Source organism: Micromonospora sp. NPDC049004 (assembly GCF_040649315.1).
Taxonomy (GTDB): Bacteria; Actinomycetota; Actinomycetes; order Mycobacteriales; family Micromonosporaceae; genus Micromonospora.
This window is the reverse complement of record NZ_JBEZFG010000003.1, coordinates 634,094-660,327: the sequence shown is the minus strand read 5'-3', so window position 1 is coordinate 660,327 and position 26,234 is coordinate 634,094. Positions and strand designations below refer to the sequence as shown.

14 protein-coding genes are annotated in these 26,234 nt (G+C 71.2%); 7 read left to right on the top strand and 7 right to left on the bottom strand.

The window, feature by feature from the left end; genetic code table 11:
* Window positions 1-7 precede the first annotated feature (7 nt).
* The 6 genes from AB0B97_RS12140 to AB0B97_RS12115 all read right to left on the bottom strand — a co-directional run bounded on the left by AB0B97_RS12140 (window position 8) and on the right by AB0B97_RS12115 (window position 6,039).
* Window positions 8-2,410 (bottom strand): phosphoketolase family protein, encoded by a 2,403-nt coding sequence (locus AB0B97_RS12140; RefSeq protein WP_357493037.1) that lies wholly within the window; start codon window positions 2,408-2,410, stop codon window positions 8-10.
* A 411-nt stretch (window positions 2,411-2,821) separates the two neighbouring features.
* Window positions 2,822-3,478, bottom strand: a complete 657-nt coding sequence (locus tag AB0B97_RS12135) for a DUF4865 family protein (protein WP_357493035.1) — start codon at window positions 3,476-3,478, stop codon at window positions 2,822-2,824.
* A 52-nt stretch (window positions 3,479-3,530) separates the two neighbouring features.
* Window positions 3,531-4,106: a TetR/AcrR family transcriptional regulator gene (locus AB0B97_RS12130; RefSeq protein WP_357493033.1), complete on the bottom strand. Its 576-nt coding sequence runs from the start codon at window positions 4,104-4,106 to the stop codon at window positions 3,531-3,533.
* Between the two features lie 97 nt (window positions 4,107-4,203).
* Entirely contained in the window at window positions 4,204-4,392 is a 189-nt protein-coding gene (locus AB0B97_RS12125; RefSeq protein WP_357493031.1) for a hypothetical protein, read from the bottom strand.
* Between the two features lie 222 nt (window positions 4,393-4,614).
* Window positions 4,615-5,250, bottom strand: a complete 636-nt coding sequence (locus AB0B97_RS12120) for a response regulator transcription factor (RefSeq protein WP_357493029.1) — start codon at window positions 5,248-5,250, stop codon at window positions 4,615-4,617.
* Window positions 5,251-5,358: 108 nt separating this feature from the next.
* Window positions 5,359-6,039 carry a hypothetical protein gene (locus AB0B97_RS12115; RefSeq protein WP_357493027.1) on the bottom strand — a complete coding sequence of 227 codons (681 nt, stop codon included), beginning with the start codon at window positions 6,037-6,039 and terminating at the stop codon, window positions 5,359-5,361.
* A gap of 95 nt (window positions 6,040-6,134) precedes the next feature.
* Here AB0B97_RS12115 and AB0B97_RS12110 point away from each other — a divergent pair, with 95 nt between their 5' ends.
* From AB0B97_RS12110 to AB0B97_RS12080, 7 genes are all read left to right on the top strand, one after another.
* Window positions 6,135-6,653 carry a hypothetical protein gene (locus AB0B97_RS12110; RefSeq protein ID WP_357493025.1) on the top strand — a complete coding sequence of 173 codons (519 nt, stop codon included), beginning with the start codon at window positions 6,135-6,137 and terminating at the stop codon, window positions 6,651-6,653.
* A 3-nt stretch (window positions 6,654-6,656) separates the two neighbouring features.
* On the top strand, window positions 6,657-15,236 hold the full coding sequence (locus AB0B97_RS12105; RefSeq protein WP_357493023.1) for a hypothetical protein: 8,580 nt from the start codon (window positions 6,657-6,659) through the stop codon (window positions 15,234-15,236).
* 124 nt (window positions 15,237-15,360) lie between these two features.
* Entirely contained in the window at window positions 15,361-16,188 is an 828-nt protein-coding gene (locus tag AB0B97_RS12100; protein WP_357493021.1) for a hypothetical protein, read from the top strand.
* A gap of 111 nt (window positions 16,189-16,299) precedes the next feature.
* Complete coding sequence (locus AB0B97_RS12095; RefSeq protein WP_357493019.1) at window positions 16,300-17,100, top strand: hypothetical protein; 801 nt, start codon at window positions 16,300-16,302, stop codon at window positions 17,098-17,100.
* A 100-nt stretch (window positions 17,101-17,200) separates the two neighbouring features.
* Window positions 17,201-19,843 (top strand): right-handed parallel beta-helix repeat-containing protein, encoded by a 2,643-nt coding sequence (locus tag AB0B97_RS12090; RefSeq protein WP_357493017.1) that lies wholly within the window; start codon window positions 17,201-17,203, stop codon window positions 19,841-19,843.
* An 8-nt stretch (window positions 19,844-19,851) separates the two neighbouring features.
* Entirely contained in the window at window positions 19,852-23,868 is a 4,017-nt protein-coding gene (gene eccCa / locus AB0B97_RS12085) for a type VII secretion protein EccCa (protein ID WP_357493015.1), read from the top strand.
* A gap of 7 nt (window positions 23,869-23,875) precedes the next feature.
* Window positions 23,876-25,234, top strand: coding sequence for an EsaB/YukD family protein (locus AB0B97_RS12080; protein ID WP_357493013.1), 1,359 nt, complete (start codon window positions 23,876-23,878; stop codon window positions 25,232-25,234).
* Between the two features lie 18 nt (window positions 25,235-25,252).
* Here AB0B97_RS12080 and AB0B97_RS12075 read toward each other — a convergent pair whose 3' ends face one another.
* A complete protein-coding gene (locus AB0B97_RS12075) occupies window positions 25,253-25,852 on the bottom strand; it encodes a response regulator transcription factor (protein WP_357493011.1) in 600 nt (199 codons plus the stop codon).
* Between the last annotated feature and the right edge of the window lie 382 nt (window positions 25,853-26,234).

Here is a 26,234-nt window from a genome sequence, read left to right as displayed (position 1 = left end):
GTCGATCTCAGCCGCGCGCGGCCCAGTCGCCGAGGGCCCAGTCGCGGACCTCGGGCATGTCCTCCAGGTGTTCCACCACGTACGTCTCGTGGCGGTCGAGCTGGCTCTGGCACCACGCCTTGAGGTCCGCGGCACCGCGCGGGAGGCGCTTGGCGTTGTTGATGGCGTCCATCACGAGGTGGTACCGCGATGCCTTGTTGCGCACGGTCATGTCGAACGGGGTGGTGGTCGTGCCCTGCTCGATGAAGCCGCGGACGCGGAACCGGTCGGCGTCCGGGCGGCCGTGCACGAGCTGGTGGATCGCGCCGGGGTAGCCGTGGAAGGAGAACACCACGTCGACGTTGTCGGTGAACAGCTCGGTGAACAGGGTCTCGCTCATGCCGTGCGGGTGGTCCTTGGGCCGGACGAGGGTCATCAGGTCGACCACGTTGACCACGCGGACCTTGAGGCCGGGCAGCTTGTCGCGCAGGATCTGCGCCGCCGCGACGGTCTCCATGGTGACGACGTCGCCGGCGCAGGCGAGGACGATGTCGGGGTCGCTGGTGCCGTCGTCGGTGCCGGCCCAGTCCCAGACGCCCGCGCCGCGAGCACAGTGTTCGACAGCCTCGTCCATGGAGAGGTACTGCAGCTGCGGCTGCTTGTCGATCACGATCAGGTTGATGTACGACCGCGACCGGAAGCAGTGGTCGGCCACCGACAGCAGGGTGTTGGCGTCCGGTGGCAGGTAGACCCGGGCGACATCGCCGCGCTGGGTGAGCACCACCTGGATCAGGCCCGGCCCCTGGTGGGAGAAGCCGTTGTGGTCGTTGCGCCACGCCGTCGAGGTGAGCAGCACGTTGAGGCTGGGCACCTTCTCGCGCCACGGCAGGTTCTTGGCCTCCTGCAACCACTTGCCGTGCTGCACGGTCTGCGAGGCGCTGACCATGGCGAACGCCTCGTAGGTGGCGAACATCCCGTGCCGGCCGGTCAGGTTGTAACCCTCCAGCCAACCGTGGCAGTTGTGCTCGCTGAGCACCTCCATGACCCGGCCGTCGCGGCTGATCGCCACGTCCTCCGGTGTCACGCGCTCCATGAAGGCACGGTCGGAGACCTCGAAGACGCTGCCGAGCCGGTTGCTGTTGGTCTCGTCCGGGCAGAACAACCGGAACCGGTCGGCGTTGCGGGTGTAGATGTCGCGCATCATCTCGCCCAGCTTGCGCGTCGACTCGGCCCGCTGCTGCGCGGGCCGGGGCACGTCGATCGCGTAGGCCCGGAAGTTCGGCAGGTCCAGATCCCGGGTCAGCACCCCGCCGTTGGCATGCGGGCTGGCACTCATCCGCAGGTCGCCGTCGGGCGCCTGGTCCCGGATGGTCGCCACGGGCGTGCCGGCGGAATCGAACAGCTCCTCCGGACGGTACGACTTGAGCCAGCTCTCAAGCAGCGCGAGATGCTCGGGGTTGTCCTTGACGCCGGACAGCGGCACCTGGTGGGACCGCCACGTTCCGGTGACGGTGATCCCGTCGACGGAGTCCGGCCCGGTCCAGCCCTTCGGCGACCGTAGGACGATCAGCGGCCAGACCGGGCGGGTGCCGTCCCAGGAACCGTCACGGGCGGCGGTCTGAATGTCGCGGATCCTCGTCCAGGCGGTGGCGAGGGCGGCGGCGAAGCGGTGGTGCATGCCGGGCAGGTCGGAGCCCTCGACCTCGATGACGTCGTAACCGTGGCCGCGCAGCAGGGCGCGTACCTCCTCGGGGTCCTTGCGACCCAGCACCGTGGGACCGGAGATCTTGGCGTCGTTGAGGTGCAGGATCGGCAGGACCGCGCCGTCGCGTTCGGGGTTGAGGAAGGACACGCCCTTCCAGGAGCCCTCAAGGGGCCCGGTCTCGGCCTCACCGTCGCCGACGACCGCGATGGCCAGCAGGTCGGGGTTGTCCATGACCGCGCCGAACGCGTGGACCAGGACGTAGCCCAGCTCGCCGCCCTCGTGGATGGAGCCGGGGGTGGTCACCGACACGTGCGACGGGATACCGCCTGGGCTGGAGAACTGCCGGAACAGGCGCAGCATCCCGGCCTCGTCCTGGCTGACGTCCGGGTAGATCTCGCTGTAGGTGCCTTCCAGATAGCCCGCGGCCACCAGCGCCGGCCCGCCGTGACCCGGACCGGCCAGGTAGATCGCCTGCTGACCGGTGTGCCGAATCAGCCGGGAGACGTGCGCGTAGATCAGCGACAGGCCGGGGCTGGTGCCCCAGTGACCGAGCAGGCGCGGCTTGATGTGCTCAGCCGACAGGGGTTCGCGCAGCAGCGGATTGCCCTGCAGGTAGATCTGCCCGATGGTCAGGTAGTTGTTCGCCCGCCACCACGCGTCCAGACGAGCGAGTTCGGTGTCGTCGAGCTCGGCGAGCGTACGGAGTTCGGATACGGCCGCGGTCACTGTGGTCCTTTCGCTGATCTCGTCTCTGCCAGGACCCACGTTAGGCGCAGCCGTGGTCGGCCACCCGGGGCCGCAAGCCGGAAACCGAGGGACCTTCGGCCCCCAATACCCTGAGGTTCCCCCCGGATGTGGACAGCCCGGCGACCGTCGCCACGGGGAAGCCACGGTCGCCGGGAGCTGTTCGGCTCGCGGTTGGACCTCCGGGGCCGCAGGCGCGGGAGCGGCAGGCTTCGCCACGGCCCGGCGGCGACCGGGCAGCACCAGAAGGGCGAACAACCCACCGATCAGGGTGCCGATCGCGGCCACGACGAAGCCCGATGTGCAGGCCGTCGGTGAACACCGGCGCCACCGCGTCGAGCAGCGGGCCGCGCAACTCCTGCGGCAGGCAGTTACGCGCCCTCGTGGCTCGGCCTACCAGTTGCGTCCGGTGGGCAGATCCGCCAGCCCGGGTGCCGACAGGTGGAGGACCTCGTAGCGTTCGGTGGCCGCCTCGTCGTGAGCGACGGCGCCGTTCCAGAGCACGAACCGCATCAGCTCCCAGTGCTGGGGGTCGATCGCGAGGGCTGCGGTGTGTACGTCCTCGTGTCGGGCCAGCGCGCGAAGGTCCTGGATCTCCTGGTCGATCGCGGCGGCCAGCCCCAGGCCGGTCCGGCCCGGATCCGAGTCGGCAGGGATCGGGGTGAGACGCCGCGAGGCTGCCTGAGGGAACGCCGTGCGTGCGGGGCCGGGGTGGCAGGCGACGCCGGTCCAGTGGCGGACCACCGGACGTCCGAAGTCGCGGATGATGTTCTGGAATCCGCCGCCGAGCAGGAAGTGGGCCATGGCGCCGATGTCGTTCCAGAGGTAGAAGGGGGCGTACTGGTTGACGGGGGAGTCGTTGATGCCGCGTTCACGGATGACGTACGCCTTCAGCCCCAGTCCGGCGCGGTCGTCGAGGAGATGGCCGCCGTCGGCTACGCGTTTGCGGATGATGCGCATGTCGTAGTCGGCGGGCAGGGTGATGTCGTACTGCTTGGCGTACACGGTGTCGCCTTCCCAGGTCGGTATGCAGCTGGCCAGGTGGGTCATGAAGGTGGCCGGCCTGGCTCCTGTGCCAGTGCCACTCGCCGGGATGGCGGCGCTACGAGCCGGCGGGCGCGACGTACGCGGCCAGCAGGTTCAGCACACCGGTGATCGCCTGGTCGAACGGTGCCGTGGAGTCGGCGGCGCGGGCCAGCACGTAGCCGCCCTGCAGAACGGCCACCACTGTCGCGGCGGTGGCTGTCGGATCCATGGTGGCGGCCAGCTCTCCGCGGTTCCGGCCCTCGGCCAGCACCTCGCTGAGGCGTTCGCGTAGCCAGGAAAGTGTCGCGTCGACCGGGGCGCGCAAGGTCGGATCGCCCATGACTTCGGGATCCTGAGTGAGGCGGCCGATGGGGCAGCCTTTGAGGACGTCCCGTTCGCGCCGCAGGTAGGCGGTGATCCGCTCCATTGCCGTGCCTGAGGTGGCGAACTGCGCCTCGGCCTTGGCCCGCATCTCCTCGGCCGTGCGGCTGATTGCCGCGAGCGCCAGGTCGGGCTTGCCGGAGAAATGGTGGTACATGCTGCCCTGGCCGGCCCCGGCTCGCTGTTGGATGGCCTTGGGACTGGTTCCGGTGTAGCCGCGTTCCCACAGCAGCTCCCGGGTGCTCTCGACGAGTCGTTCGACAGTGCTCATTCGAGCACTGTACCTACTGGTAGGTACAGTGCTCGACGGTGGGACCGAGCGCCGAGCACGGCCGGTCAGCCCCGAGAACACGCCCGACGCCGGTGCCTCAGTCCGCGCCCTCGGTCTCGGCCAACCGGTCGGCAGGCGTCTGTGTCACCGGGTGACCGGTGTCGTCGACCAGCCCCGGCGCCATGCTGCCGCCATGGGCGTCCTGAACCTCCCGGGTGTCACGGGCCGCCTCGTCCTGCGGCACCCCGGGCTGCTCCCCGTCACGCCGTTCTTCCCGCTCGGTCATGGGCCTCCCCTTCCTCGGTCCTGACCAGCGGCGGTACCCGTACGAGCGGCAGGGAAACCGATCAACGGCCGGTCCTTCGTCCCGCCCGCCACCGGCGGGCGAGTACGGAGGTCCGTCGGCTCGGCTTCGGTCGGTGGCGACCGCGGCGATGACAGCGCGCGGACGACGAGTGCCGTCAGTCGGCCGACGAAGGCGCTCGATGTCCGTGACTGCGGCAGGCGTTCAGGCGGCGGCCCGGCTCAGGGGTTGCTTCTGTTGGTAATGGCCCAGCTCGATCGCCGCACGCGTCAACTCGGCCTTGTTGCTGACGTTGAGCTTCGCGCGAATCCGCTTCGCGTACGTGTTGACTGTCGCCGGTGACAGCCCCATGCGCGTGGCGATCTGCGCGTGCGTGAAGCCGGCGGCGATCAGGCGCAGCGTCTCGATCTCGCGTGGCGCCAGGCCACTCGGCTCCTCGCCACCGCCGCGGGCCAGCTCCTCCTGGAAGCGGCCGACCAGCCGCGGGCAGACGTAGAACCCACCACCCGCGATGACGTGCAACGCCTCGCGGATGTCCCGCTGCTCGGTGCGGTGGCCGACGCAGCCGCGTGCTCCGGCGCGTACCGCTGTCAACAGGCCGGTGCGCCGCCAGCCGGCGCTGACCAGCGGTGAGCCCAGCGACGCGGCCAGGGAGATCTCTGCGGCGTCGGCGTACTCCGGCAGGTCCAGGACCACAACGTCGTAGTGCCCCGCCATCTCCAGGAGCTCCTCGACCGTCGCGACGGCGGCGGTGACGCGCATGTCGGCGGCGTCGGACGCGAGCTTCTCCAGGCCGGCCAGGGAAACGGGCTGCTCCGACACGACGGCGACTTCGAACACCCCGGGCTCCTTCGACTCGGCTACGCCCGCGCTGTCGCGCGGCCGCCCTAAGACGGACGATGTCGGGTCGCGGTTCACGCCGGCCGCAGAAAAGTGCTGCCGAGCGGGTCAGTCCGTGGGCGGTGCGGAGTTGATGTCGGCCGCGGCGTAGATCTGGGCGGTGTTGTTGAGCTTGGCGACGTACTGGCCGACCAGCTCGAGCACGCCACCGACGCCCTGTAGCAGCTGGTACTGGTTGTACTGGATCTGCTCGGTCTGCTCGGGGTGCGGGTCCTTGACGCTCGGGTAGTACTCGTCCGGGCCGGCCGACCACGCGGCGTAGTGGTTGCCCCCGATGGGGTCACCTGCGTGTTTGGAGACCTGGGTGGCCGCGTAGCTCGGGGCGTAGAAGATCCAACTGGCCCGCTGCATGACGCTGTCGCGGAACTTCTCGAACTCGTCGATCTCGGTCTGCGTCAGCTTGAGGATCTTGCTCTCGGCGTCGTGGATATCGCCGGTGCTGACCTGCCAGTCGCTGAGGTCCGGCTCGGGCACCGAGCCGTCGGCGGCCGGCAGCGGAGCGCCCTCCTCGGTGACGGGCTCGCCGTCGCTGTTGACCCATCCACCCTTGCCGTCGGACTGCGGGATGTCGCGGCCGTACTTGTCGACCGGGTTGCCCTCGGAGTCGACGTAGCCGCCCTTTCCGTCCGACTTCGGCGGCGTGAAGACGATCGAGGAGTCCTTGCCGTCGACGCTGCGGGCCTCCCGCCAGGTCTGCGTGAGATCGACGGGCACGGCGTTGGTTTCCATACCGCACTGTTGCGCGCGGGTGCGGACAGGTTCAACGTCCCCGAAGTGGGGTCTCGAAGACTGGCCGCATGCGCGGCTAGCGTCTCGGCGACGGGGTGGACCAGGGACGCAGCAGGGGTGACGAGTTGGCCGATTACAACCTGACGTCGACCGAGATCAACGTGTCACCGCAGACGATGCATCGGTACGCCGCGCAGCACATGAAGGTCGTCATGACCAACCTCGTCGAGCACTGGGACGCCGTCGGCAAGACCTGGGAGAGCCTCAAGCTCGGCTGGATCGGCGACAGCGCCGAGGCCGCTGACGAGTTCAACGCCCGGCTCAAGGACATCCAGGAGCGGCTGTTCGGCGTGCCGAGCGCCGACGGGCAGACAGTCGAGACGCCGGGCCTGCTCGACAAGGTGCGCTCCGGGGTCGTCGTCGCAGCCGCGAACTACAACAACGCCGAGCACTCCGTCACCGACATGTGGGACGCCTTCTGCGCCCAGATGCGGCAGGAGGCTGAGAGCACCGGCGACAGCGCGCCGCCGCCGAGCGACGACACCACCCTCGACCCGATCAAGGCGGACTACTCCGCCAACCCCTACCCGTGGCACAAGCCGGAGCAGAGCTGATCCGTGGGCGATTCGAAGGACGGACGTCCGGATCCCGCGGCGCTGCGCCAGCTCGCGAACGACTGGCGGGCCGAGGGCGACCGTCTGGAACTCCTCGGCGACAACGTGCTGGCCGCCTACAACGACGTCAAGTGGACCGGATTCGCCAGCCTGTCCGCGGACATCGCGACGAACATCGTCGACCTCAAGCTGCGCAAGATGAAGGACGCGGCACACGAGTTCGCGAAGTTCCTCGACGAGTACGCGGACAAGGTTCAGGAGCAGATCGACAAGGAGAAGGCCCGTACGATCATCGAGATCGTGCTGGCCATTCTGGGCATCCTGACCATGGGCCTCGGCGCCGTCCTCGGCCCCATGCTCGCGGCCCTCGGCCGCCTGCTGGCCGGCCTGCTCACCGCGATGAGCCAGGTCATGGGCAAGATCGTCACCGCGGTCATCGACGTCGCCATCGGCATGCTCGTCTGGGGCTCGCTGCAGGTCGCCATGGAGTTCGGCACGACGGCGGTGGTCTCCAGCATCATGGGCGTGCCCGCCGAGTACACCGCCAGCATCGCGATCAGCACCGTCATCGCCGGTGTCATGGGCGGTCTGTTCTCCATCCGGGGCGTCAACAACGTGCCGGTCAAGGGCTCGGCCACCGGCGCCAAGCCCGGTCCGATCCCCAGTCCCGCACCCACACCCAAGGGCGGTTCCAGCACCGACGTGACCACGAACGGCACGCTGGTCACCGGGCCGAAGCCCTACTCGAACACCACTGTGGACAGCAGCGCGGTGAGCATCGACGGGGTTGGCGCGAGCGCTACCACCATCGCCCCTCCGGTCGTCCCCGGCGGAGGCCGCGGCGCCCCCGTCACCGGCGTGGGGGACCAGCGGGTCCACTCCGGCGCAGGGTCGGTGGGCAGCGCCGGGCGTACGGTCGAGCACGCCAACCCGCAGGCTGCCCCCCGCACCGGGGAGACCATCACCACCCCGGCGACGCCGATGCCGCAGACCACCACCGCCGCGCCCGGTGGCGCCACTCCAGGTAAGACCCTCAGCGCGCCGCCCGGTCCGGGGAAGGCCGGCACCTTCGAGGTGCAGACCGCCCCGCCCGGCACCGTCGCAAGTCGGCCGCCCACGGTGTCGGGAGCCGACACCCCGCCGGTTGCCAACCTCGATCGCGGCGCCAACCTGGACCGGCAGCCGCCGCGAGTCTCCACTGGTGGCGAGGTCCCCCCGCTCGCCTCGGTGGGCGGCCGCAGCAGTGTGGACCTGGGGCAGGTCTCGCCGCTCACGCCCCAGCCGTCCCGCCCCGGCAGTGTCGACCTCACCATCTCCGGCCACGGCGACCTGACCGCGACGCCGCAGCCGAAGACGGGCTTCGCGGGCGCCGACGTCGCCGCCTCGTCAGTCAACACGCACGGGCCGGGCCGTACCGTCACGCCGGACAACCGCGCGACGGGCTTCGCGGGCGGCCGGGAGGCCGTGACCGACGTGCCCGCCACGTCGACAGGCGGGAACGTCGTCAATCCGGCCACCGGCCGTCCGGACGCCGCCGGTACGACCTTCACGCCGCCGCATCTGGGCGAGAACGTGCCCGCGGGCGCGGCACCCCGGTCCGGCGCGGTCAACGCCACGCCGCCAGCGGTGCCGGAGCATGAGGCGGCGGCGGCCGGCGCGAACGCGGCGCGCGGCGGGTCGACTGCCGAAGGTGCGGCAACCGGGCAGAACCGCGGACTGCACTACACGACGACGAGCGGCCCCGCGGCTGTGCCGCACGGCGTCAACCTGCCGCCGGCGATGCGCCCCGGTGCGCTCCCGGACCTGCCCGCCGGCACCCACGTCACCGCGCCGCCCGCGCGCGTGGTGGGTGCCGAGCACCTGCCGTCGGCCACGCCGGGCCGGTTCCCGGACGCCCCCGTACACGATCCCGGTCGAGGCCCGGCCCCGGTCCGCGACGCGGTGTCGTCGTCGACCCCCGGTAACACCGCGGGCGTGAATGCCGGGCATGGGATTGCGCCTCCGCGCGAGGCCGGCACGTCCGCTCCCGGCACCGCGCGGCCCGGCGAGGTCGTTCCAACCCGCGACATTCCCGCCGGCACCGATGCGCCGCGGCCGGCGGAGGCCTCCACCACCCCGCGCAGCAGCACGGACCTGACGTCGACCGCGGCATCGCCGCGCACGGGCAGCCCGCAGCGCTCCACCGACGTCGGTTCGTCCACGGTGCGGCCCGTCGACTCCGGTCCGGACGCCAGCGCGGCGCGTCCGGCCGATGCGAGGACGCCGGCCGGACGCGCCGGCTCCGGCCCGCACGGCAGCGCACCCCGACCTGCCGACGTCGAGACGCCGACGGGTCGTCCGGTCGGGCCGTCGTCGCGGCCCGACGCGGCCGAGGTTCCGACCGCGACACCGCCCCGTCGGTCGATGTCGGAGTCCCCGGTGTCGGAGTCGTCGGCGACTGCGCGTGTCGATGCCGGGCAGGGCAGGTCGTTGGAGGAGCGGTTCGAGGCGTTGGGTGGGCCTGGCTCGAAGGGGTCGAAGGGATCGGATTCGGCGTCGATCAGTGGGTTGGAGCAGCGTCTGGAGGCGCTGGGCGCCGGCCGGAGTTCGATGTCGCACCCGGACGCGTTGAAGGCGTTGCGAAGCGAGGAGCTCCAGGTCCCGAAGACCGCGCCGAAGGAACCCGAGTTGCCGGAGTTCCCGGCTGTGCCGACCGGCACGGAAAGGCAGCGAGCGCTCGTCGAAGATTTCGGCGAAGCGGCCGGGTTGCCACGGAAGGAGATCGACGAGCTGCTGACGAACCTTAAAGCCAAGTACGGCGACAGTGTGCTGGACAAGGGCGCCGATGCGGCCGCGACCCGTGAGCTGATCAAGGACATCGGCGTACGGGCGGGGATGGACCCGAGCGTGGCCCGCGGCTTCGCCGAGCGTGCGACATCACCGAACACCGCCACCGCGCAGGTGTCCCGCGCCGAGTTCCGAGCCGAGATCAGGGCGTTCGCGGATGACAACCGGATGATCGAGCGTCTGGTCAACCTGCGTGTCGGACGGGCCGAGGACCTCGGCGTCACGATGACGCAGGGCCCCCGTAGGGAGCTGACCCAGGCACTGCGGGCCGGCGACGAAGCGGCATCAGCCAAGATCAGCGGTGACCTCGACCGCGCCATCGAGGTCCGGACGACCACGGCGAAGGCGACGCACGACAATGCCATGGAGAACCTGGAGCGCCGGGTGAAGGAACTCACTCAGTGGCGCGCGGACCGGGAGGCCATCGCCGCGTCGGACGCCGCCGCCGAGAAGGCCGCCCAACAGAAATTCACCCAGGACTTCCGCGAGGGACCGCTCGCCGAACTCACGTATCGTGTCGGCGCCGCCGATGGCGCGAGCCCGGCGAAGGCCATGAACCTCCGCTCGCCTGCAGAGCCGACGCGAGTCGAACCGCCGGCGCGGCAGCGACACGACGACATCGTGGCCTCCGAGAAGGAGTGGGCGCAGTACCAGCGGGACCCGCAGGGCGGTGAACCGGAGCTCCAGCTCGAGACGCCACCGCATCAGCGGGAGTTCGACGAGCTGCTGGCCTCGGCCGATGACCTCGGTGCCAAGGCCGGACTGTCGCCCGCTGAGATTACCCAGATCCGCGCGGACATCCAGGCGCGCTACCGCGAAACCCTGTCGTTGGACGAGGCGAAGCGGACGCTGCTGGAGAACACCGCCGTACGGGCGGGAATGGACCCGGATCGTGCGGCGACGCTCGCCGCGCGCGACATCGACGGTGGCGTCGGTGGCGGCAACGCGCGGCAGGTGTACGGCGACGAACTGGAGCAGCTCGCCGAGGGCAACCACCTCATCGACCGCTATGTGCGGCTGCTCGACGACGACTTCCGGCGCTTCGGGCTGCCGTTCGACGACGCAGCGCGGGAGCGGCTGACGCTCGGGTTGCGGCAGGGGGACGAGGCCGCAATCAGGGAGGTCACCGACCCGCTGGACGAAGCGCGGACCGTCGCGGACCAGCGTGCGACCCGGATCCAGGACCAGGAGCAAGAGGATCTCGAAGGCCGGCTCGAGGCGCTGGGGAAGCCCAGCGAGCGGCCCGCATCGGCAGCGAAGGTCGAACCGGTGGAGCCCACGCCGACGCCTGCGGCGACGCGTACGCCGGAAGAACTCGAGGCCCTGGCAACCGTGCAGGAGGCGTTCCGCCGGGACGTGCTGCCCGAGTTGCACGCCGGAACCACGCTCAAGCCCTCGCCCGGCCCGCGCTCCGAGCCGTCCGTCTCGGACCGCATGGGCCGCACCGACGAGATCACCGACCCGGAGATCCGGGCGCGGGACGAGGAGCACCAGCGGCAGGTGCAGGAGTTGACGCCGCCGGCAGACGTGCCGGAGCTTCCGGTGCTGCCCACGGTGCCGACCAACGGTGAGAGGCTCGGCTCGCTGCAAACCTTCGGCAAGGGGCTGGCCGAGGACGCGGGGCTCGACGACGCCGCCACCACGCAGCTGCTGAAGACCATCGAGGACCGGTGGGGATCGTCGTTGCTGGACGACACCAGCGCCGCCGCGGCGCGCAGGACGCTGGTCGAGGAGATGTACGGCCGCTACGACCTCACACCGAACAAGGTGCGTACCCAGGACCTCGTCGGCGGTGACGCCGAGCTGCGTGAGCTGGCTCGGGCGGGCTTCCGCGCTGAGCTGATGTCGGCGCAGGAGACGAAGGGCCTGGGCGACCGGCTCGCCGACCTCACGATGCCGAACGGCTACAACCTCGCCGATGACTTCGTGAACAGCGCCCGGAGCAGGCTGGCGGAGGCGTACCGCTCGGGCGACCCCGACGCGGCCGGCCAGGTTCACCTGGAGATCGCGGAGAAGGTTTCCGAAATCACGGCGAAGCAGCACGCCGACGAACTGGCTGCGCGGGCGATCCAGCAGACCGAGGTGAACCGGGGCGCCTTCGGCAAGGTGATGGACGACCTCACCGCACGGCTGAACGCGGAGGACGTCAAGCCGCTGCCCGGCAAGCAGACCCGGCCCGAGAGCATCCTGCCGGAGGGGCCGGGCGAGGGCCTCCTCATGGCGAAACCGCAGCCCCGCGACCCGAACGCCACGCCGCCGACTGTGAGTCGTGCTGACGTGCCCGACGATCCGCCGCGGCGCGGGACGGATTCACCGACGCCTGTCGAGCGGGCCGAGCAGAACATTGAGGACCGGAACCTCGCTGCCGCCGCGGCTGAGCGCGACCTGCACGCGGCCGGCCTCGACCCGGACAGCCGATTCCGGGCCGGGGTGGCGGAGTTCCGTACGGCCAATCCTGAGGCGCGCTTCGACGTGGACGCCGTCCGAGCCGAATACGACGCCCGCATCGTCGACGCCTGGCGCGACAAGCCGGAGGCCGACTCGTGGAGCCCGCACGTCGCCGCCGTGGCATCCGCTCTGCCGCAGATCATCGCGCAGGCCGTCACCGAGGGCGTGCCGACCGCGACCGTCGACGTGGACGAGCCGGTCGTGACCGTCGCCGACGCGGAGTTCACTGTCACGCTGGACGCGCTGCGGGACCCGGAGTCGCTCCCGTCCGCGGTCCGGGACCTGTTGCGGGACCGGTGGATCGGCGATCCGGCGCGATTCGCCCGGGAACTTGAGGCGGCCGAGATGGCCGACGACCTCCTGACCCGTGCGGTGGGCGTGGTGGACTACGACTACGGCTTGGACCTGCCCACAAGCGTGCTGGATGGCATGCGCCGCACAGTCATCGCGGATGTCCTGCACCACCACGACGTCATCCGGTACCAGGGCGACGACGCACGCTTCGCCGAGGACGGCGGCCGCGAAGCGGTGTGGGAGGCGTACGAGGACCGGCAGTTCACGAGCATCAAGGCTGACGTGATCCTGGCGCGTAAGGCCTGGATGGCGGCGCAGAGCGCTGCGGAACAGTTCCACCGACTGGTAGGCGCGGGCACCACGGACGCGTTGAATCTGGACCTGTCGGAGGTGTCCCTGCGCGCCCTCGGCGAGCGGTTCGCCGCCGAGCAACTCGCCCTGCGCGGGAATCACTTCTACGGCTTGGAGGACCTCCAGCGCCAGGCGTTCCAGGAGCGACTGGACGCGCTGCTGCACCCGGTGGACGAGATCGCGGCGCTCACCGACGCCGAGCGGGCGAAGCGCTGGCAGCAGGAGGCGAGTTCCCTGCAGGCGCAGTACGCCCAGCGTCTGGAGACGGCCCGGCTGGCCGAGCGGCACCGCCCGGACCTGGTCGCTGACTTCGACACCGTGCTCGCTCATGCCGTGGCGGAAACCGAGCGCACCGGCGTGGCGACGCTCGACGGGCTGCGCCCGGGAGTGCTCGACGCGTTCCGGGCGGACTTCGTCACCACCGGCCGGCGGTGGTTCGAGGAGGTGTTCGGCCCAGCGGTCACGGCGGGTGTGCACGGGTACGACGCGCTCTTCGTCGACGCCGAGGCCCAGTGGCGCCACCAGTACGAGCACCTGCGCACCAGCATCCGCCAGGAAGCCTTCGTGCACCTGCAGTCGCACCGGCACGACGCCGCGTTGGACGCCGCAGCTGCGAACCACAGGGTGGTGTCCGCGGAATCCGGCCGGGATCCGCTGCCGGAGTCGGCCTACACGATGGCCCGGGAGGAGTTCCTCGCCGCCGCCGGGGCGAAGCTGCGTGCGACGGTGAAGGAGCAGCTCGACCCGTTCGCGAAGAGTCAGGGCGCACACTGGGACACCGTCGCCGCCGAGATCGAGCGCGATATCGCGCGCTATTTCGACGACGAGAAGCTGCGCGAGTACGCCGCCCGCGCCGCGACGGCCGACGCCGACCCGAGCGCCCCGGCACTGCCCGAGTCGGCGGGGACACCCGGGACCGCGTACGACAGTGCGGCGGCACCGATCCTCGAAGCCGTACGCGCCGGGGTGTCGGCGGCGCTGCACCGCGACGGCCGGGAGGTCCCGGCCGACGTCCGCGATCGCATAGCCGGCGAGATCGAGGCGGTGCTGCGCGAGGCGGGCACCGCGGCCCGAGCCCGCGCCGAGCGGGGCGGCAACACCGAGATCGCGGTCGCGGCGGCAGTCGCCGAGTTGGCGGAGCGTACGGCAGGCCTCGCCCAGTCGGTGCCCGCACGCCTCCTGCACCACGCGCAGGTCGGCGCCGAGCTGCATCACGCCGAACGTGCCTTCGAGGGCCTGCTGGCCACCCGCGACGCGTTGCCGTCGAGCGTCGTCGCGACGCTGTCGGTCGCCTTCGCGTACGAATGGCTGACCCGCTACGACAGGCTCTTTCGAGGCGCGACGAGCCAGGGCGAGGCCGCCGCGACCGAGACCGGCCTGCGGGATCTCGCAGAACGGGTGGGCATCGAGCTGCCGAACCACGACCTGCTCAGCCCGGCCGCCCTGCGTAAGGCGCTGCTCGACGCGGCCGCGACGCTGCCCGGCGGTTCCGCGGCTGTCGGTTCGGGCCTGTTGCTACGCCAGCCGGGCGCCCCGCCGGTGAACGGGATGGCCATGGTCGCGGACTCCTTCGTCCCGATCCCGGGGGAGCAGCGTGTCATCGTGGCTCCCGGCGCCGACGTCGCCGGCTTCCTCACCGAGGTCACCGGCCGGGTCACCGACCCCGCACAGCGCGCCAAGATCGTCGTGCATGCCCCGACGGTGCCCGAGGCGGTGCTCAGGACGCTGGGCAACCGCTACGGCGTCACTGTCGCGTACACCGAGCGGCCGACCGACGCGCGGCAGGCACGCCGGGCGGTGCCGGTCACCGCGGACGGTACGCCGACCCTGCAGCGCTGGGCGGAACACTGGCTCGTCCGCCCGGCCACCCAGGAGACCCCGCCGCCGTACGGGCTCCGGCAGGGCAGCCGCTCCGGGCTGTTCGAGCTGCCCGAGGGCTGGGTGCTGGAAGACCTGCCGCAGCGGGTGTGGGCACGGCCCGCCGGGTCGCCCGATCCGGAACTCGCCACACGGGTCCGCTCGGGTTCCGACGGTGGGAACGCGTCGATAGTTGTCGGCGTACCAGGCGTGCCGGTCCCCGAGGCCGTCGCGCGGGCCGGTCTCGACCTCATCGAGCGCCTTCCGGTCGAGCCGGGGCGGCAGGGGGTGCAGTGGCTCAGCCCGCTCCCCGAGGTGCAGCGCCCGCCCGTGCCGATGCTTCAGAGCGCGCCCGAGCTGGACGCGACGTCGGGTGGGCTGACCGGCGTACCGACAGTCGACACGCACGCCGGTCCGGCTCACGACGCCCTGACCACGCTCCGGGCCGCGGGTTACGGGGACTCCGCGGCTGCGTTCCTGGCCGAGCCGGACGCGGCGGCGCGCGACCGGATACTGCTCGACCTGCTCGGTGCGGGCGACGCCGTCCGCGGGGCCCTGCCGGAGCTCCATCTCGGCCTGGCGAACCCGGATCGCTCCGATGTGGCGCTGGCGGCGGTCCTCGGTTACGCCCAGACGGCGCTGCGCGGCGAGCCGGTACCTGCCGACCGGGTCCTGGGCGCGGCGAATGGCCTGTCGGTCGGGACGAAGAGCCCGCTGATGAACGCCCTGCTGTCCCTCGCGGGTCCGGCGAGCGCGAACCGTGCGGTGCTGGCCAGCCTCGCCGAGCTGGTTTTCGACTGCCGGTGACGAGGTCGCCGGCGAGGGCGTACCGCCGGGTCCCCCGTTCGCGGGGGTTGGCCGCGCCCCCACGGCCCGCGCGACGATGCGCGGTGCCCGTTCACCGGGCCGGCACCTGAGGGGAACGAGGAACATGGACAGCATCGACGACAGCGCCCACGTCCATCGGGTGCTGCGGACCGACGTCCCGGCCCTGGGCGAGGTGATGCCGCCCGTGCTGGACCTGACGGCCGCGACCGGGCCGCTGTGGGCCGCGGCCACCGACGACTACGACGACGCTGTGGTGGCGGCGGTGCTCGCCGCCCCGGGCACGTCGGCGCTCTGGCGCTCGTGGCGTTTCGCCGCCGACGCGACCGACGGTCCGGGGACCCGCGTCTACCTGCTTGAGGCGGAGGAACCGGAAGTCGCCGCCGCGGCGGTGCGTTCGGCACTGGCCGAGGCCGGTCCCGACACCACCCTGCTGATCGAGTTCGCGACCGGGGACCTGGTGCCTCCGGCGGCCCACGCGGCGCTCGGCGCCTCCGCGCTGCTCTGGGCGTTCGACGCCGACGAGCCGGTCCAGGTGGCGCGGGTTTTCGACGGCGTCGACCCGTATGCCGGGCCGTACTTCGACCAGGGGCATCCGCGGTTGGAGGGCCCCGAGCGCGACGCCGCGCTCGGTTTCCTCGAGAGCGGCCAGACGTTGTTGCTGACGCCGCAGACCCAGGACGATGTGGTGGACCCGCAGCGCGGCCCCGTCGTACCGACGAACTTCCGTACCGACGGGGCCTGGGTCTGGACCGACGCCGTCGCCTACTACCTGCGCGAACACGGCATCGCGCCGGACGAGGGGCTGCTCAGGCATGCCCGCGACGCCGGCTTCGTGGCGGCCGAGGCGGGCGCCGTCGGGCTGCACCGCGCGCTGTCGTGCCTGTTCCTGCCACGAAATGTCGAGCCGGCCGAGGAGGTTGGCGCCGGGTAGCGGTACGGGAGCGGAGAAAATTCGGGCGGGCGTGAACCCCCACGTCCCACGAGCCGTCTCAGTGCGTCACGGACGTCGAGCGAAGCGCGAAAGACCAACATGACTGGACCTGTGAGCACGGATCCCGCGGCTGAGCAGCCGGTGCGCCGGGCGACGGTGGCGGCGCCGCCGGCACCTGAGCATCGGGCGTCGGCAGAGGTCAGCCAGCGGCGCGAGTTCGTTCGCGCGTTCGTGGAGCACGCCGCGGAACGCCCGGCGAGCGAGCGGGTGACAGTACGCCTGCCCACCCTGATCACCGTGACCGCCGCGGTGGCGGTCGGCGCGCTCGTTGTCGGGGTGTTCTGGCACCTCGTCCGGCCGATGACCCCGCAGCAGAAGGCGGCGGCGAAGGGCACCACTGTCGCACCCAGCGTCCTGCCGACGGGCACGTTCGACGCGGTGGCCGGCTGGGACTGCGAGGCGGCGGCGGACCGCGGGTTCGATGCCCGTGGCCGGATCGGGGCGTGGCGCACGATCGGCAAGGGAGGCTGGTCGCAGGGCGGCTGCCACGGCACCGCGGTGACGCTGCCGCGGCCCGCCAGCAGGGACGGCCGTGCGGCCACCGGACAGTCGGCGACCTGGTGGTTCACCCCCGGGCCGAACATCAGATCCTGCGCCGTCAGCGTCTACCTGCCGAAGACCGGCTCGGCGCTTGTCAGTAAGGCGACGTACATGGTCGGAGCCGGCGCGACGGGCACGCCGTTCGCGAGTTTCACAGTCGATCAGGACGCGAACGCTGGCAAATGGTTCGACGCGGGGACCTACCCCGTGCACCAGAACCAGCTCGCTGTCAGCCTCGACGCCTCGAACACCTCTGGTGCGAGCAACGCCCGTGTGGTGTTCGGACAGGCGCGGGTGAACTGTGGGTACTGAGTCTCTCGCCGCGGGAACCGCCGCCCGTACGCCCGCGACCGCCAAGATCGAACGGGTTTCCACACGTGCGTGGAGTCGGCACAGGACGATCGGTGCTGCCGTGCGGGCGGCCAAGCCCGGTGCGGTGGTCGCGGTCTCCCCGGGCACGTACCGGGAGTGCCTGGTCCTGGACCGCGACGTCACAATCGTCGCCGAGGACGAGTCGGCAACTGTCGAGCTGATCGCGCCGGAGGGACCCGCGGTCCAGCTCCGCGGCGGTTCGGCTACTCTGCGGGGCCTCACGATCCGCGGCAGCCGGACGGGAAACGCCGCAGTGGTGGTCTCGGCCGGGCGCCTCGAGCTGTCGGACAGCCGGGTCAGCGGCGGGTTCGTCCACGTGGCCGGCAGTTCGGCGGCCAGGCTCAACGGCTGCACCGTCGAGGAAACCTCCACGTGTGCGCTCAACGTGGCCGACGGCGCTCGCCTGGAGGCCTACGACCTGCGCGTCACGAACGTTTCCGGCGTCGCGGTGGCGGCGGGCGGCTCGTCGTACCTGGCGCTGTCCGGCGCGGTGCTCAACGACGTGCGGGGTGTCGGCGTACGCGTCGGCGAGACCGCCACCGCTGTGCTGGAGCGCTGCGTCATCGGCTCGGCCGGGGACGCGGGCGTGGAGGTTCGCGAAAGCGCGGGCCTGCGCCTGCTCGACAGCCACATCCACGACATCGAGGGCGACGGTGTACGCGTCCTCGGCAGCGCCGGCTTCGGCGCCGACTGGTGGCCCGAACTGCACCCCGGCCGGCCCGACGACCTGACGCCCGCCGAGCCGGGCACGACCGGGGGAGTCGTGGTGCGGCGGTGCGAGATCCGCCGTACCGGAGCCGCCGGCCTCGTGACAGGTGGCGATTCGGTGACGCTCGTCGACGACACGGTGATCGACCGGGCCGGCAGCGCGGGCGTGCTGGCCGCGCACGACAGCCGTGTCGTGGTCCGCTCGGTGCGCGTCAGCAACAGCACCCAGACCGGCGTGGCGCTGCGCGACAGCGCCCAGGTGCGATGGCGTGGCGGCTCGCTGACCGGTTCGAAGGCCAACGGCGTCTTCGCGGTCGGCGACAGCCACCTGCAGTTGCGCGACGCGGAGGTGCGCGAGAGCGGCTTCACAGCCGTCCATCTCACCGGGAGTGCGTCGGTGACGCTGCTGGGCGTCGCTGTCACCACGACCGCCGAACTCGGCATCCGTGCCTCCGGCCGTTCGGTGCTCCACGCGAAGGGCACCGGCATCGACCGCGCCGACCTCACCGGCGTGCAGGTCGACGACGTGGCCGACGCGGTCCTGCGCGAAGTGACAATCGCCAACTGCCGCACAGGTGTTCGCGTGGACACACCGCACCGCCCTCTGCTCGCCGACTGCACCGTGCGCGACATCGCCCAGACCGGTGTGGAGATCGCGGCCGGTTCGGCGCCCACGCTGGTGCGTACCACTGTGGCGGGCTGTGGGGCCGCGGGCGTCTTCGTTGACGTCGACGCTGAGCCGGTGCTCGACAACTGCCGGATCGAGACGATCGGCGGCAGCGGTCTCGCGGTGTGGACGGGCGCCCGCCCGACGCTGCGACGGGTGACGATCACCGAGGTCAAGAAGAACGGCCTCTACTTCGGGACCGGTGCGCACGGCGAGGCGGAGGACGTGACGATTTCGCGTACGGGCTACCCGGCGCTCTACGTCGGGGACGCGGCTGACCCCGTACTGCGCCGATGCGTCGTGCTCGACTGCGACGAGGACGTCAGCCTGGGTGCGGACGCCGAGCCCGTCTTCGAGCAGTGTCGCAGCGAGCGGGTCGGTTCGGCGGTGTGGCCGGCGACCGCGGGGCCGGCGCCCGCCGCAGCGCAGACCTCGTCAAAGGCACCCGAGGCGGGCACCCCGCCGGAGGCCGAGGCGTCGGAGGACACGCTGCAGCCACTGCTCGGTCAGCTGGACGAGCTCATCGGTCTGGTCAGCGTCAAGCGGGACGTGGGCACCATGGTCAAGCTGATGCACCTCGTGAAGCGCCGCCGCGAAGCCGGGCTGGCGCCGCCGCCCATGTCCCGCCACCTCGTCTTCGCCGGCAATCCCGGTACGGGCAAGACGACTGTCGCCCGCCTCTACGGCCAGTTGCTGGCGGCGCTGGGCATGCTCAGCAGCGGTCATCTCGTCGAGGTCGACAGGGGCACGCTGGTCGGCGAGTACGTCGGCCACACCGCACCCAAGACGCAGGCCGCGTTCCAGCGTGCGCTGGGCGGTGTCCTCTTCATCGACGAGGCTTACGCCCTGGTGTCCGAGGGGCAGAGCAGCGACTTCGGCAACGAGGCGATCTCGACGCTCGTGAAGCTGATGGAGGACCACCGCGAGGAGGTGGTGGTCATCGTGGCCGGCTATCCCGACCAGATGGGCCGCTTCATCGGCGTCAACCCCGGTCTGTCCTCGCGGTTCTCCCGCACGCTGACGTTCGCCGACTACAACGAGACAGAGCTCGTGCAGATCGTCGACAAGCACGCGGGGGACCACGACTACCGGCTGTCGGATGAGGCTCGCACGCGCCTGACCGAATACTTCAGGACCGTCGACCGCGGTGAGGGCTTCGGCAACGGCCGCTTCGCCCGCAAGGTTTTCCAGGAGATGACCGAGAACCACGCCGGCCGCATCGCCGAGCTCGACGACCCGAGCGACGAGCAGCTGAGCACCCTGGAGGCCGCCGACCTGACCGACGTCGCGTTCGACGTAAGAGGCTGAGGAGCCCGATGAGCCGCCTGGCGTTCCACCGGCCCGCCCGGATGCTGCTGCCGCAGCTTCCCTCCCAGCAGGTCACCCTCCCCAACCCGCCGGAGCCTCCCAAGGAGAACCCGGGCAACAACGCGTGGAGCCTCGTGCTGCCGCTACTGTCCAGCGTCGGCATGGCCGCCTACATGGTGACGTTCGGCAGACCCGCCCTGATCATCATCGGCGTGCTGTTCTTCCTGACCTCCACAGGCGCGGTCGTCGGCATGCGGATGTCGCAGCGCAGTGCCAACGGCAAGCAGGCTCGCAGGGCCCGTGTCCGCTACCGGCGCCACCTCGCCCGGGCCCGTGACGAGGCGCGCGAGGTCGCGAACGCCCAGCGCGCGGTTTCGATGCTCGTCGACCCCGACCCGCACCGGCTCTGGTCGATAAGCGCCAACCGGCACCGGGTGTGGGAGCGGCGCCAGAGCGACAAGGACTTCCTGCGGGTACGCGTCGGCCACGGCACGGTCCGGTTGGTCACGCCGATGGGGCTGGACCCCGGCATGGATCCGCTCGGCGACTACGACTGGGACTCGTTGCAGGCCGCGCACCGGCTCATCGACCGGATGGGCCACGTCGAGAAGCAACCGATGATCATCGACGTGGGCCGCGCCGGCGTCATCAGCGTCGTGGGCGACCCGACGCGGGCAGACACGCTCGCCCGCTCCATGCTGACCCAGATCGGGGTGCTGCACGCGCCGGACGACGTCACCATCGCCGTCGAGACCTCAGGCGCCGAGCACTGGGAGTGGACCAAGTGGCTGCCGCACACCTTCGAGCCCGACGCGAAGGGCGAGAGCGGCACGGTGTCGCTTGTCGCCGAGGACCCCGAGGTGCTCGGCGCCTTCCTCGCCGGTGAGCTGGCCCGGCGCAACGAGCAGGTGATGAGCCGGCGCAACATGCTCAGCAGCGAGCGCCTCGGGGACGCCAAGCAGCGCCGCCTGGTCGTGCTCTTCACCGGCTTCGCGCCCTTCTCCGACTGGGGCCGCTCAGACCTGATGAACGCCCTGTTGCAGGCTGCCGGCCCGCAACTCGGCATCACCCTGATCTTCCTCAGCGAGAAGGACCGGGACGAGCCGAGCCGCGTCGACCTCCGGATCCGCTTCGACGACGAGGGCAACATCGTGACCGAGGGGCACCCCGACACGGTGGTCACGCCCGCGCACCGGTGCAAGCCCGACCATCTCACCCCGCAGTTCGCCGAGCTCATCGCCCGCAACCTCGCCCCGCTGCGGCTCAGCGACGAACGGGAGCAGGTGCTGACGCGTACCCGCTCACTCAGCGAGATGGTGCTGGGCACCGACCCCGGCCGTGCCGACCTGACGGGCCGCTGGGTCACGGCGGGCGACCCGCGCATGCTGCGCGTCCCGATCGGAACCGACGGCGACGGCCAGACAGTCGTCCTGGACATCAAGGAGTCCGGCCAGGGCGGTTCCGGGCCGCACGGGCTCATCGTGGGTGCGACGGGCTCCGGCAAGTCGGAGCTCCTCCGTACGCTCGTCACCGGCCTGGCGCTCACCCACTCGCCGGAGCTGCTCTCGTTCGTCCTGATCGACTTCAAGGGCGGTGCGGCGTTCGCACCCCTCAAGGAGCTTCCGCACGTCTCGGGCCTGATCACCAACCTCGCCGACGACGCGGCGATGATCGATCGCGTCCTGGCCGCCCTCATGGGGGAGCAGCAGCGACGTCAGCGCATCCTGCGCGACGCGGGAAACTTCGACACGGTACGCGAGTACCAGATGCGCCGCGCCGCCGGCGCCGCCGGCCCCGACGGGGAAACCCTCGAACCGCTGCCCACGCTGCTCATCGTCGTCGACGAGTTCGGCGAGCTGCTCTCCGGCCGCCCCGAGTTCGCCGAGCTGTTCGTGCAGATCGGCCGGGTCGGCCGGTCGCTGGGCATGCACCTGCTCATGGCCACCCAGCGGCTCGAGGAGGGCAAGCTGCGCGGCCTCGATTCGCACCTGTCGTACCGGATCTGCCTGCGTACGTTCTCGGCCGCCGAGAGCCGGACGGTGATCGGGACGACCGACGCGTACAAGCTGCCGCCGGTCCCCGGGTCCGCGTACCTGAAGGTCGACGAATCGGTCTACCAGCGGTTCCGTGTCGCCCACGTCTCCGCGCCGTACGTCAGCGCCGAGGACCGCCTCGCCAGCATGACCGCGGGCGGCACCTCCATCGTGCCGTTCGACCTGCGCTCCGACGCTGTAGTCGTCGAGCGTGAGAGCGACGAACTCGCGCGGCTGGCCGCCCGGCCCGGCCCCACCGAGTTGCAGGTCCTCGCCGACCGGTTGCAGGCGATTGCCAGCCCCGCGCACCAGGTGTGGCTGCCGCCGCTGCCCGCCGCCCTGGCTCTCGACCACCTCATCGGGCGGCCGGCGCCCAAGGCCGGCCGCGGCTACGCCGCCCGCGTGTGGCCGCTCGCCGGGCGCCTCGCCGTGCCGATCGGCCTCATCGACCTGCCACTCAAGCAGGACCAGGAGACGCTGGTCATGGACTTCGGCGGCGTGCACGGGCACCTGGCCGCTGTCGGCGCTCCGCGTACCGGCCGCAGCACGTTCCTGCGCACCATCATGATGTCCGGGATGCTCACCCACACCCCCGACGAGCTGCAGTTCTACTGCATCGACTTCGGCGGTGGGACGTTGCACCCGTACGCCGCCGCGCCGCACGTCGGCAGCGTGGCGGGGCGTAACGAACCCGAGCTGGTCAATCGCATGTTCGCCGAGATCCGCGGGCTGATCGTGCAGCGCGAGCGGGAGATGCGCGAGCTCGGCGTCGAGTCGATCGCCGAGCTGCGCGAGCGCCGCCAGGCAGGGCTGCTACCTGACGGGCTGCGCATGGCCGACGTCTTCCTGATGATCGACAACTGGGGGGCGCTGCGGGCCGAGTTCGAGAGCGCGGAGGTGTACGTCACCGAGATCGCCGCGCGTGGCCTCGGCGCCGGCGTGCACCTGGTGCTGACGTCCGGGCGCTGGAACGACATCCGTCCCGCCCTGCGCGACAGCATCGGCACCCGCATCGAGCTGCGGCTCAACGACCCCACCGAGTCGGACGTCAACCGCCGGCTCGCCGCGAGGATCCCGGCCAACATGGCCGGTCGCGGAGTCAGCACGCCAGGCGTCTTCTTCCACCTGGTCCTGCCCCGCCTCGACGGCATCGACTCCGTCGACGGGCTGCGCGAGGCACAGGACGAGGCGCTCGCCAAGATCTCCCAGCACTGGAACGGCCCGGTGGCGCCGCCCGTCCGGCTGCTGCCGCAACGCGTGCTCGTCGACGAGTTGCCGCCGCTGGCCGGTGACGCCGTGCCGATCGGCCTCGCCGAGCACGACCTCTCCCCGGTCGGACTCGACCTCTTGGGCGGCGATCCGCACTTCCTCATCTACGGCGACGCCGGGTCGGGCAAGAGCTCACTGCTGCGCACCTGGCTCACCGGGCTCACCGAGCGGACCTCGCCGTACGACATGCGCGTCGTGCTCTTCGACTACCGGCACGGGCTCATGGACGTCGTGCCGGAGGAGCACCTCGGGGCGTACGCCGGTGACGCGGGAACCGCCCAGGTGTACGTGCAGCAGGTGGTGGAGAAGCTCAAGGAACGCGTACCCCCGCCGGGCATCACCCCCGCGCAGCTGAAGGCGCGCGACTGGTGGGAGGGCACCGAGATCTACGTCGTCGTCGACGACTACGACCTGATCGTCGGCCCGCAGAGCGTGCTCGCGCCGTTCCTGCCGTTCATCCCGCAGGCCCGCGAGGTGGGCCTGCACCTGGTCCTCGCCCGCCGCGTCGCAGGAATGGTCCGCACCGGCATGTCCGACACACTCACCACACGCATCCGCGACATGGGGTGCGGTGGCCTCATCCTCTCCGGCGACCCCAAAGAGGGCGTCGTCCTCGGCGACGAACGCGCGGCGCAGCGGCCCCCGGGCCGGGGCGTGCTCGTACGCCGGGGCCAGCCCAACCGCCTCGTCCAGATCGCAGTCACCGAAACCACCCAGGGGTAGACCCGTCATGGCCAACGAACAGACCCGCGTCACAGTGGTAGGCACCTACCGCAGCGCCGACGTCGCCCTCCCGTCGCTGAGCCCGCTCGGCGAGTTCACCGCGCGGCTCGCCGAGGTGTGCGGTCAGGACAGCAACGACCAGCTCCCACCCGTATGGACCCTGTCGCGCCCCGACGCCGGCCCCCTCGCCCTGGACACCAGCCTGTTGCAGGCCGGCATCGTTGACGGTGATGTGCTCTACCTCTACGACCTGGCGGGTGACCCGGTCGACGCCCCGATCGTCAAGGACATCGAGGAGATCGTCGCCGAGCAGACCGAGGAACTGCGGCTGCGCTCGGCGCATCCCGGCCCTGTGGTCATCGGCATCGGCCTGCTGTTCCTGCTGGCCGCGGCGGTGCTTGTCGGCCTGCGCTACAACGCCGACACCGGGGCGGCGATCGGGCTCACCACGGGCGGGCTCCTGCTGCTCGGGATGGCGTGGGGCGTGCGCCAGAAGGAATCGGCGACGCCGCCGCTGCTCGTCCAACTCATGGCGCTGACCGCCGTACCGGCCATGGGCGCCGCCGGCGCCCTCATCGCGCAGGGCCTCACCTTCTCCGGCTGGGCCGGCGCCGCGATCGGCGCCAACACCGCGATGCTCATGGCCATCGCCATGCTCGGCGACGTCCTCCTCGTGGCGATCGAGCTGTCTCTCGCCGCCGGAGCCGGCCTCGTGGCGCTGACCACGGGCCTCGGAGCCGACGCCGTCGAATCCAGTGCCGTCGTCGCGGCCGTTGCCATCGGCATGCTGGCGGTGTCACGTCGGCTCGCCGCCACCATCACCGCCTGGGGCCAGAAGTTGCCGCGAGGCCGGCAGTCCTTCGCCGAGGCCACCACCGGGCTCGTGAACCGTTCCGCCTGGATCACCGGGGTCGTCATGGGCGGGCCGGCTGTCGCACTCTGCGTCACGTTGCCGCTGATGGCGTTCTCCGGACGTACTGTCGCTGTCATCCTTTCGGGGATCTGTTGCCTGGCCCTGTTCGCCCGCGGACGGATCGCCGCCTTCACCGTCGAGCTGTGGATGCTCGGCGCTGCGACAGCCGCCGGTGGGTTCGGCCTGCTGGCCGCGCTCGTCATGTCGATGGGCGGTGCCGCCGCGTCGGCGGTGCTCGTGGGCGTCGGGCTCACGACAGTGCTGTTCGGCATCGGCATGAGCGTGCTGGTGCCACCCCGCAAGCGGCACACCGGTTCGGGCCCGAAACCGCCGATCCGCCGCAGCCGCTCGGAGGTCGTCGGCGCGGGGGCCGCGATGGCGATCGCACCCCTCACGCTCGGCGTCTTCGGCGTCTTCGGCCACCTGGTGATGGTGGGCCGGACGCTGTTCTGAGAAGTTCCGTCCCGGTGCTCAGCGGTCCACGGGCAGGAGGTGGCCGAGTTCGATCGCGCGGCGGGTCAGCTCTGCCTTGTTGCCGGCGTTCAGTTTCGCGCGGATGCGCTTCGCGTACGTGTTCACAGTCGCCTGCGACAACCCCATCCGCGTCGCGATCTGTGAATGGGTGTAGCCAGAGGCGATCCACCGCAGCGTCTCAGCCTCGCGCGGCGCCAACGCGCCCGGCTCCTCCGCCGACACCTGGGAAAGCTCCTCCGGCAGCCGATCCGCGAGACGTCGGCACAGATAGAACCCACCCTTGACCGTTACCCGCATCGCCCCACGCACCGCGTCCTGATCCGCCTGCCGACTCACGCAGCCCCGCGCGCCCGCGAGAATCGACTCCATCAGGCCGGTGCGCCCCGGCCATTCCGCGCAGACCAGCACCGGACCGTGCGCAATTGTCCGGGTAATCAGCTTGCTCACCGTGGGCTCCGGCCGTGCCACATCCAGCACCACCAGGTCGAAGCTGCCCACCAACTCCTCGACGTCGGCCACCGCGACCTCCACCAGCCGGTCCGGGTCGTCCCCGGCCAGCTTCTCGAGACCAGCGCGCCAGATCGGCTGCTCTGCCACCACAGCGACTTTGTACACGGCGCTCCTCCACGCACTTCCCCGGTGTGTCACCGGAGATCTCACCTGAGACGTACGCGGGGGCCCCTCGGTTCGAGGACGCAGGCGACAAATGCCGGACGTCCCCGAACGGATGTCTTGTTCGCGATCCCGGTCGGCTCATAGCCTCTGTCGCTGTCCGGGACGGTCGACCGCAGGAGTGTGCCGGTGCCCACCCAGAACCTCGCCGACGGCACAGTTGTGGAATACGACGACGACGGCCGCGTCGTCCGCGAGGAGCTCCCCGACGGCACGGTCTTCGACCGCTTCACCGCTGATGGCAGGCCGACGCATGGCACGTTGCCCGACGCGGGTGAGGTGTCGATTTCGTACGGCGGTGATGGCG

Bases quoted from the DNA above. Each gene is read 5' to 3' on its own strand.
- AB0B97_RS12135 (WP_357493035.1), bottom strand. From the start codon at position 3,478: ATGACCCACCTGGCCAGCTGCATACCGACCTGGGAAGGCGACACCGTG.
- AB0B97_RS12130 (WP_357493033.1), bottom strand. From the start codon at position 4,106: ATGAGCACTGTCGAACGACTCGTCGAGAGCACCCGGGAGCTGCTGTGG.
- AB0B97_RS12125 (WP_357493031.1), bottom strand. From the start codon at position 4,392: ATGACCGAGCGGGAAGAACGGCGTGACGGGGAGCAGCCCGGGGTGCCG.
- AB0B97_RS12115 (WP_357493027.1), bottom strand. From the start codon at position 6,039: ATGGAAACCAACGCCGTGCCCGTCGATCTCACGCAGACCTGGCGGGAG.
- AB0B97_RS12100 (WP_357493021.1), top strand. From the start codon at position 15,361: ATGGACAGCATCGACGACAGCGCCCACGTCCATCGGGTGCTGCGGACC.
- eccCa (WP_357493015.1), top strand. From the start codon at position 19,852: ATGAGCCGCCTGGCGTTCCACCGGCCCGCCCGGATGCTGCTGCCGCAG.
- AB0B97_RS12080 (WP_357493013.1), top strand. From the start codon at position 23,876: ATGGCCAACGAACAGACCCGCGTCACAGTGGTAGGCACCTACCGCAGC.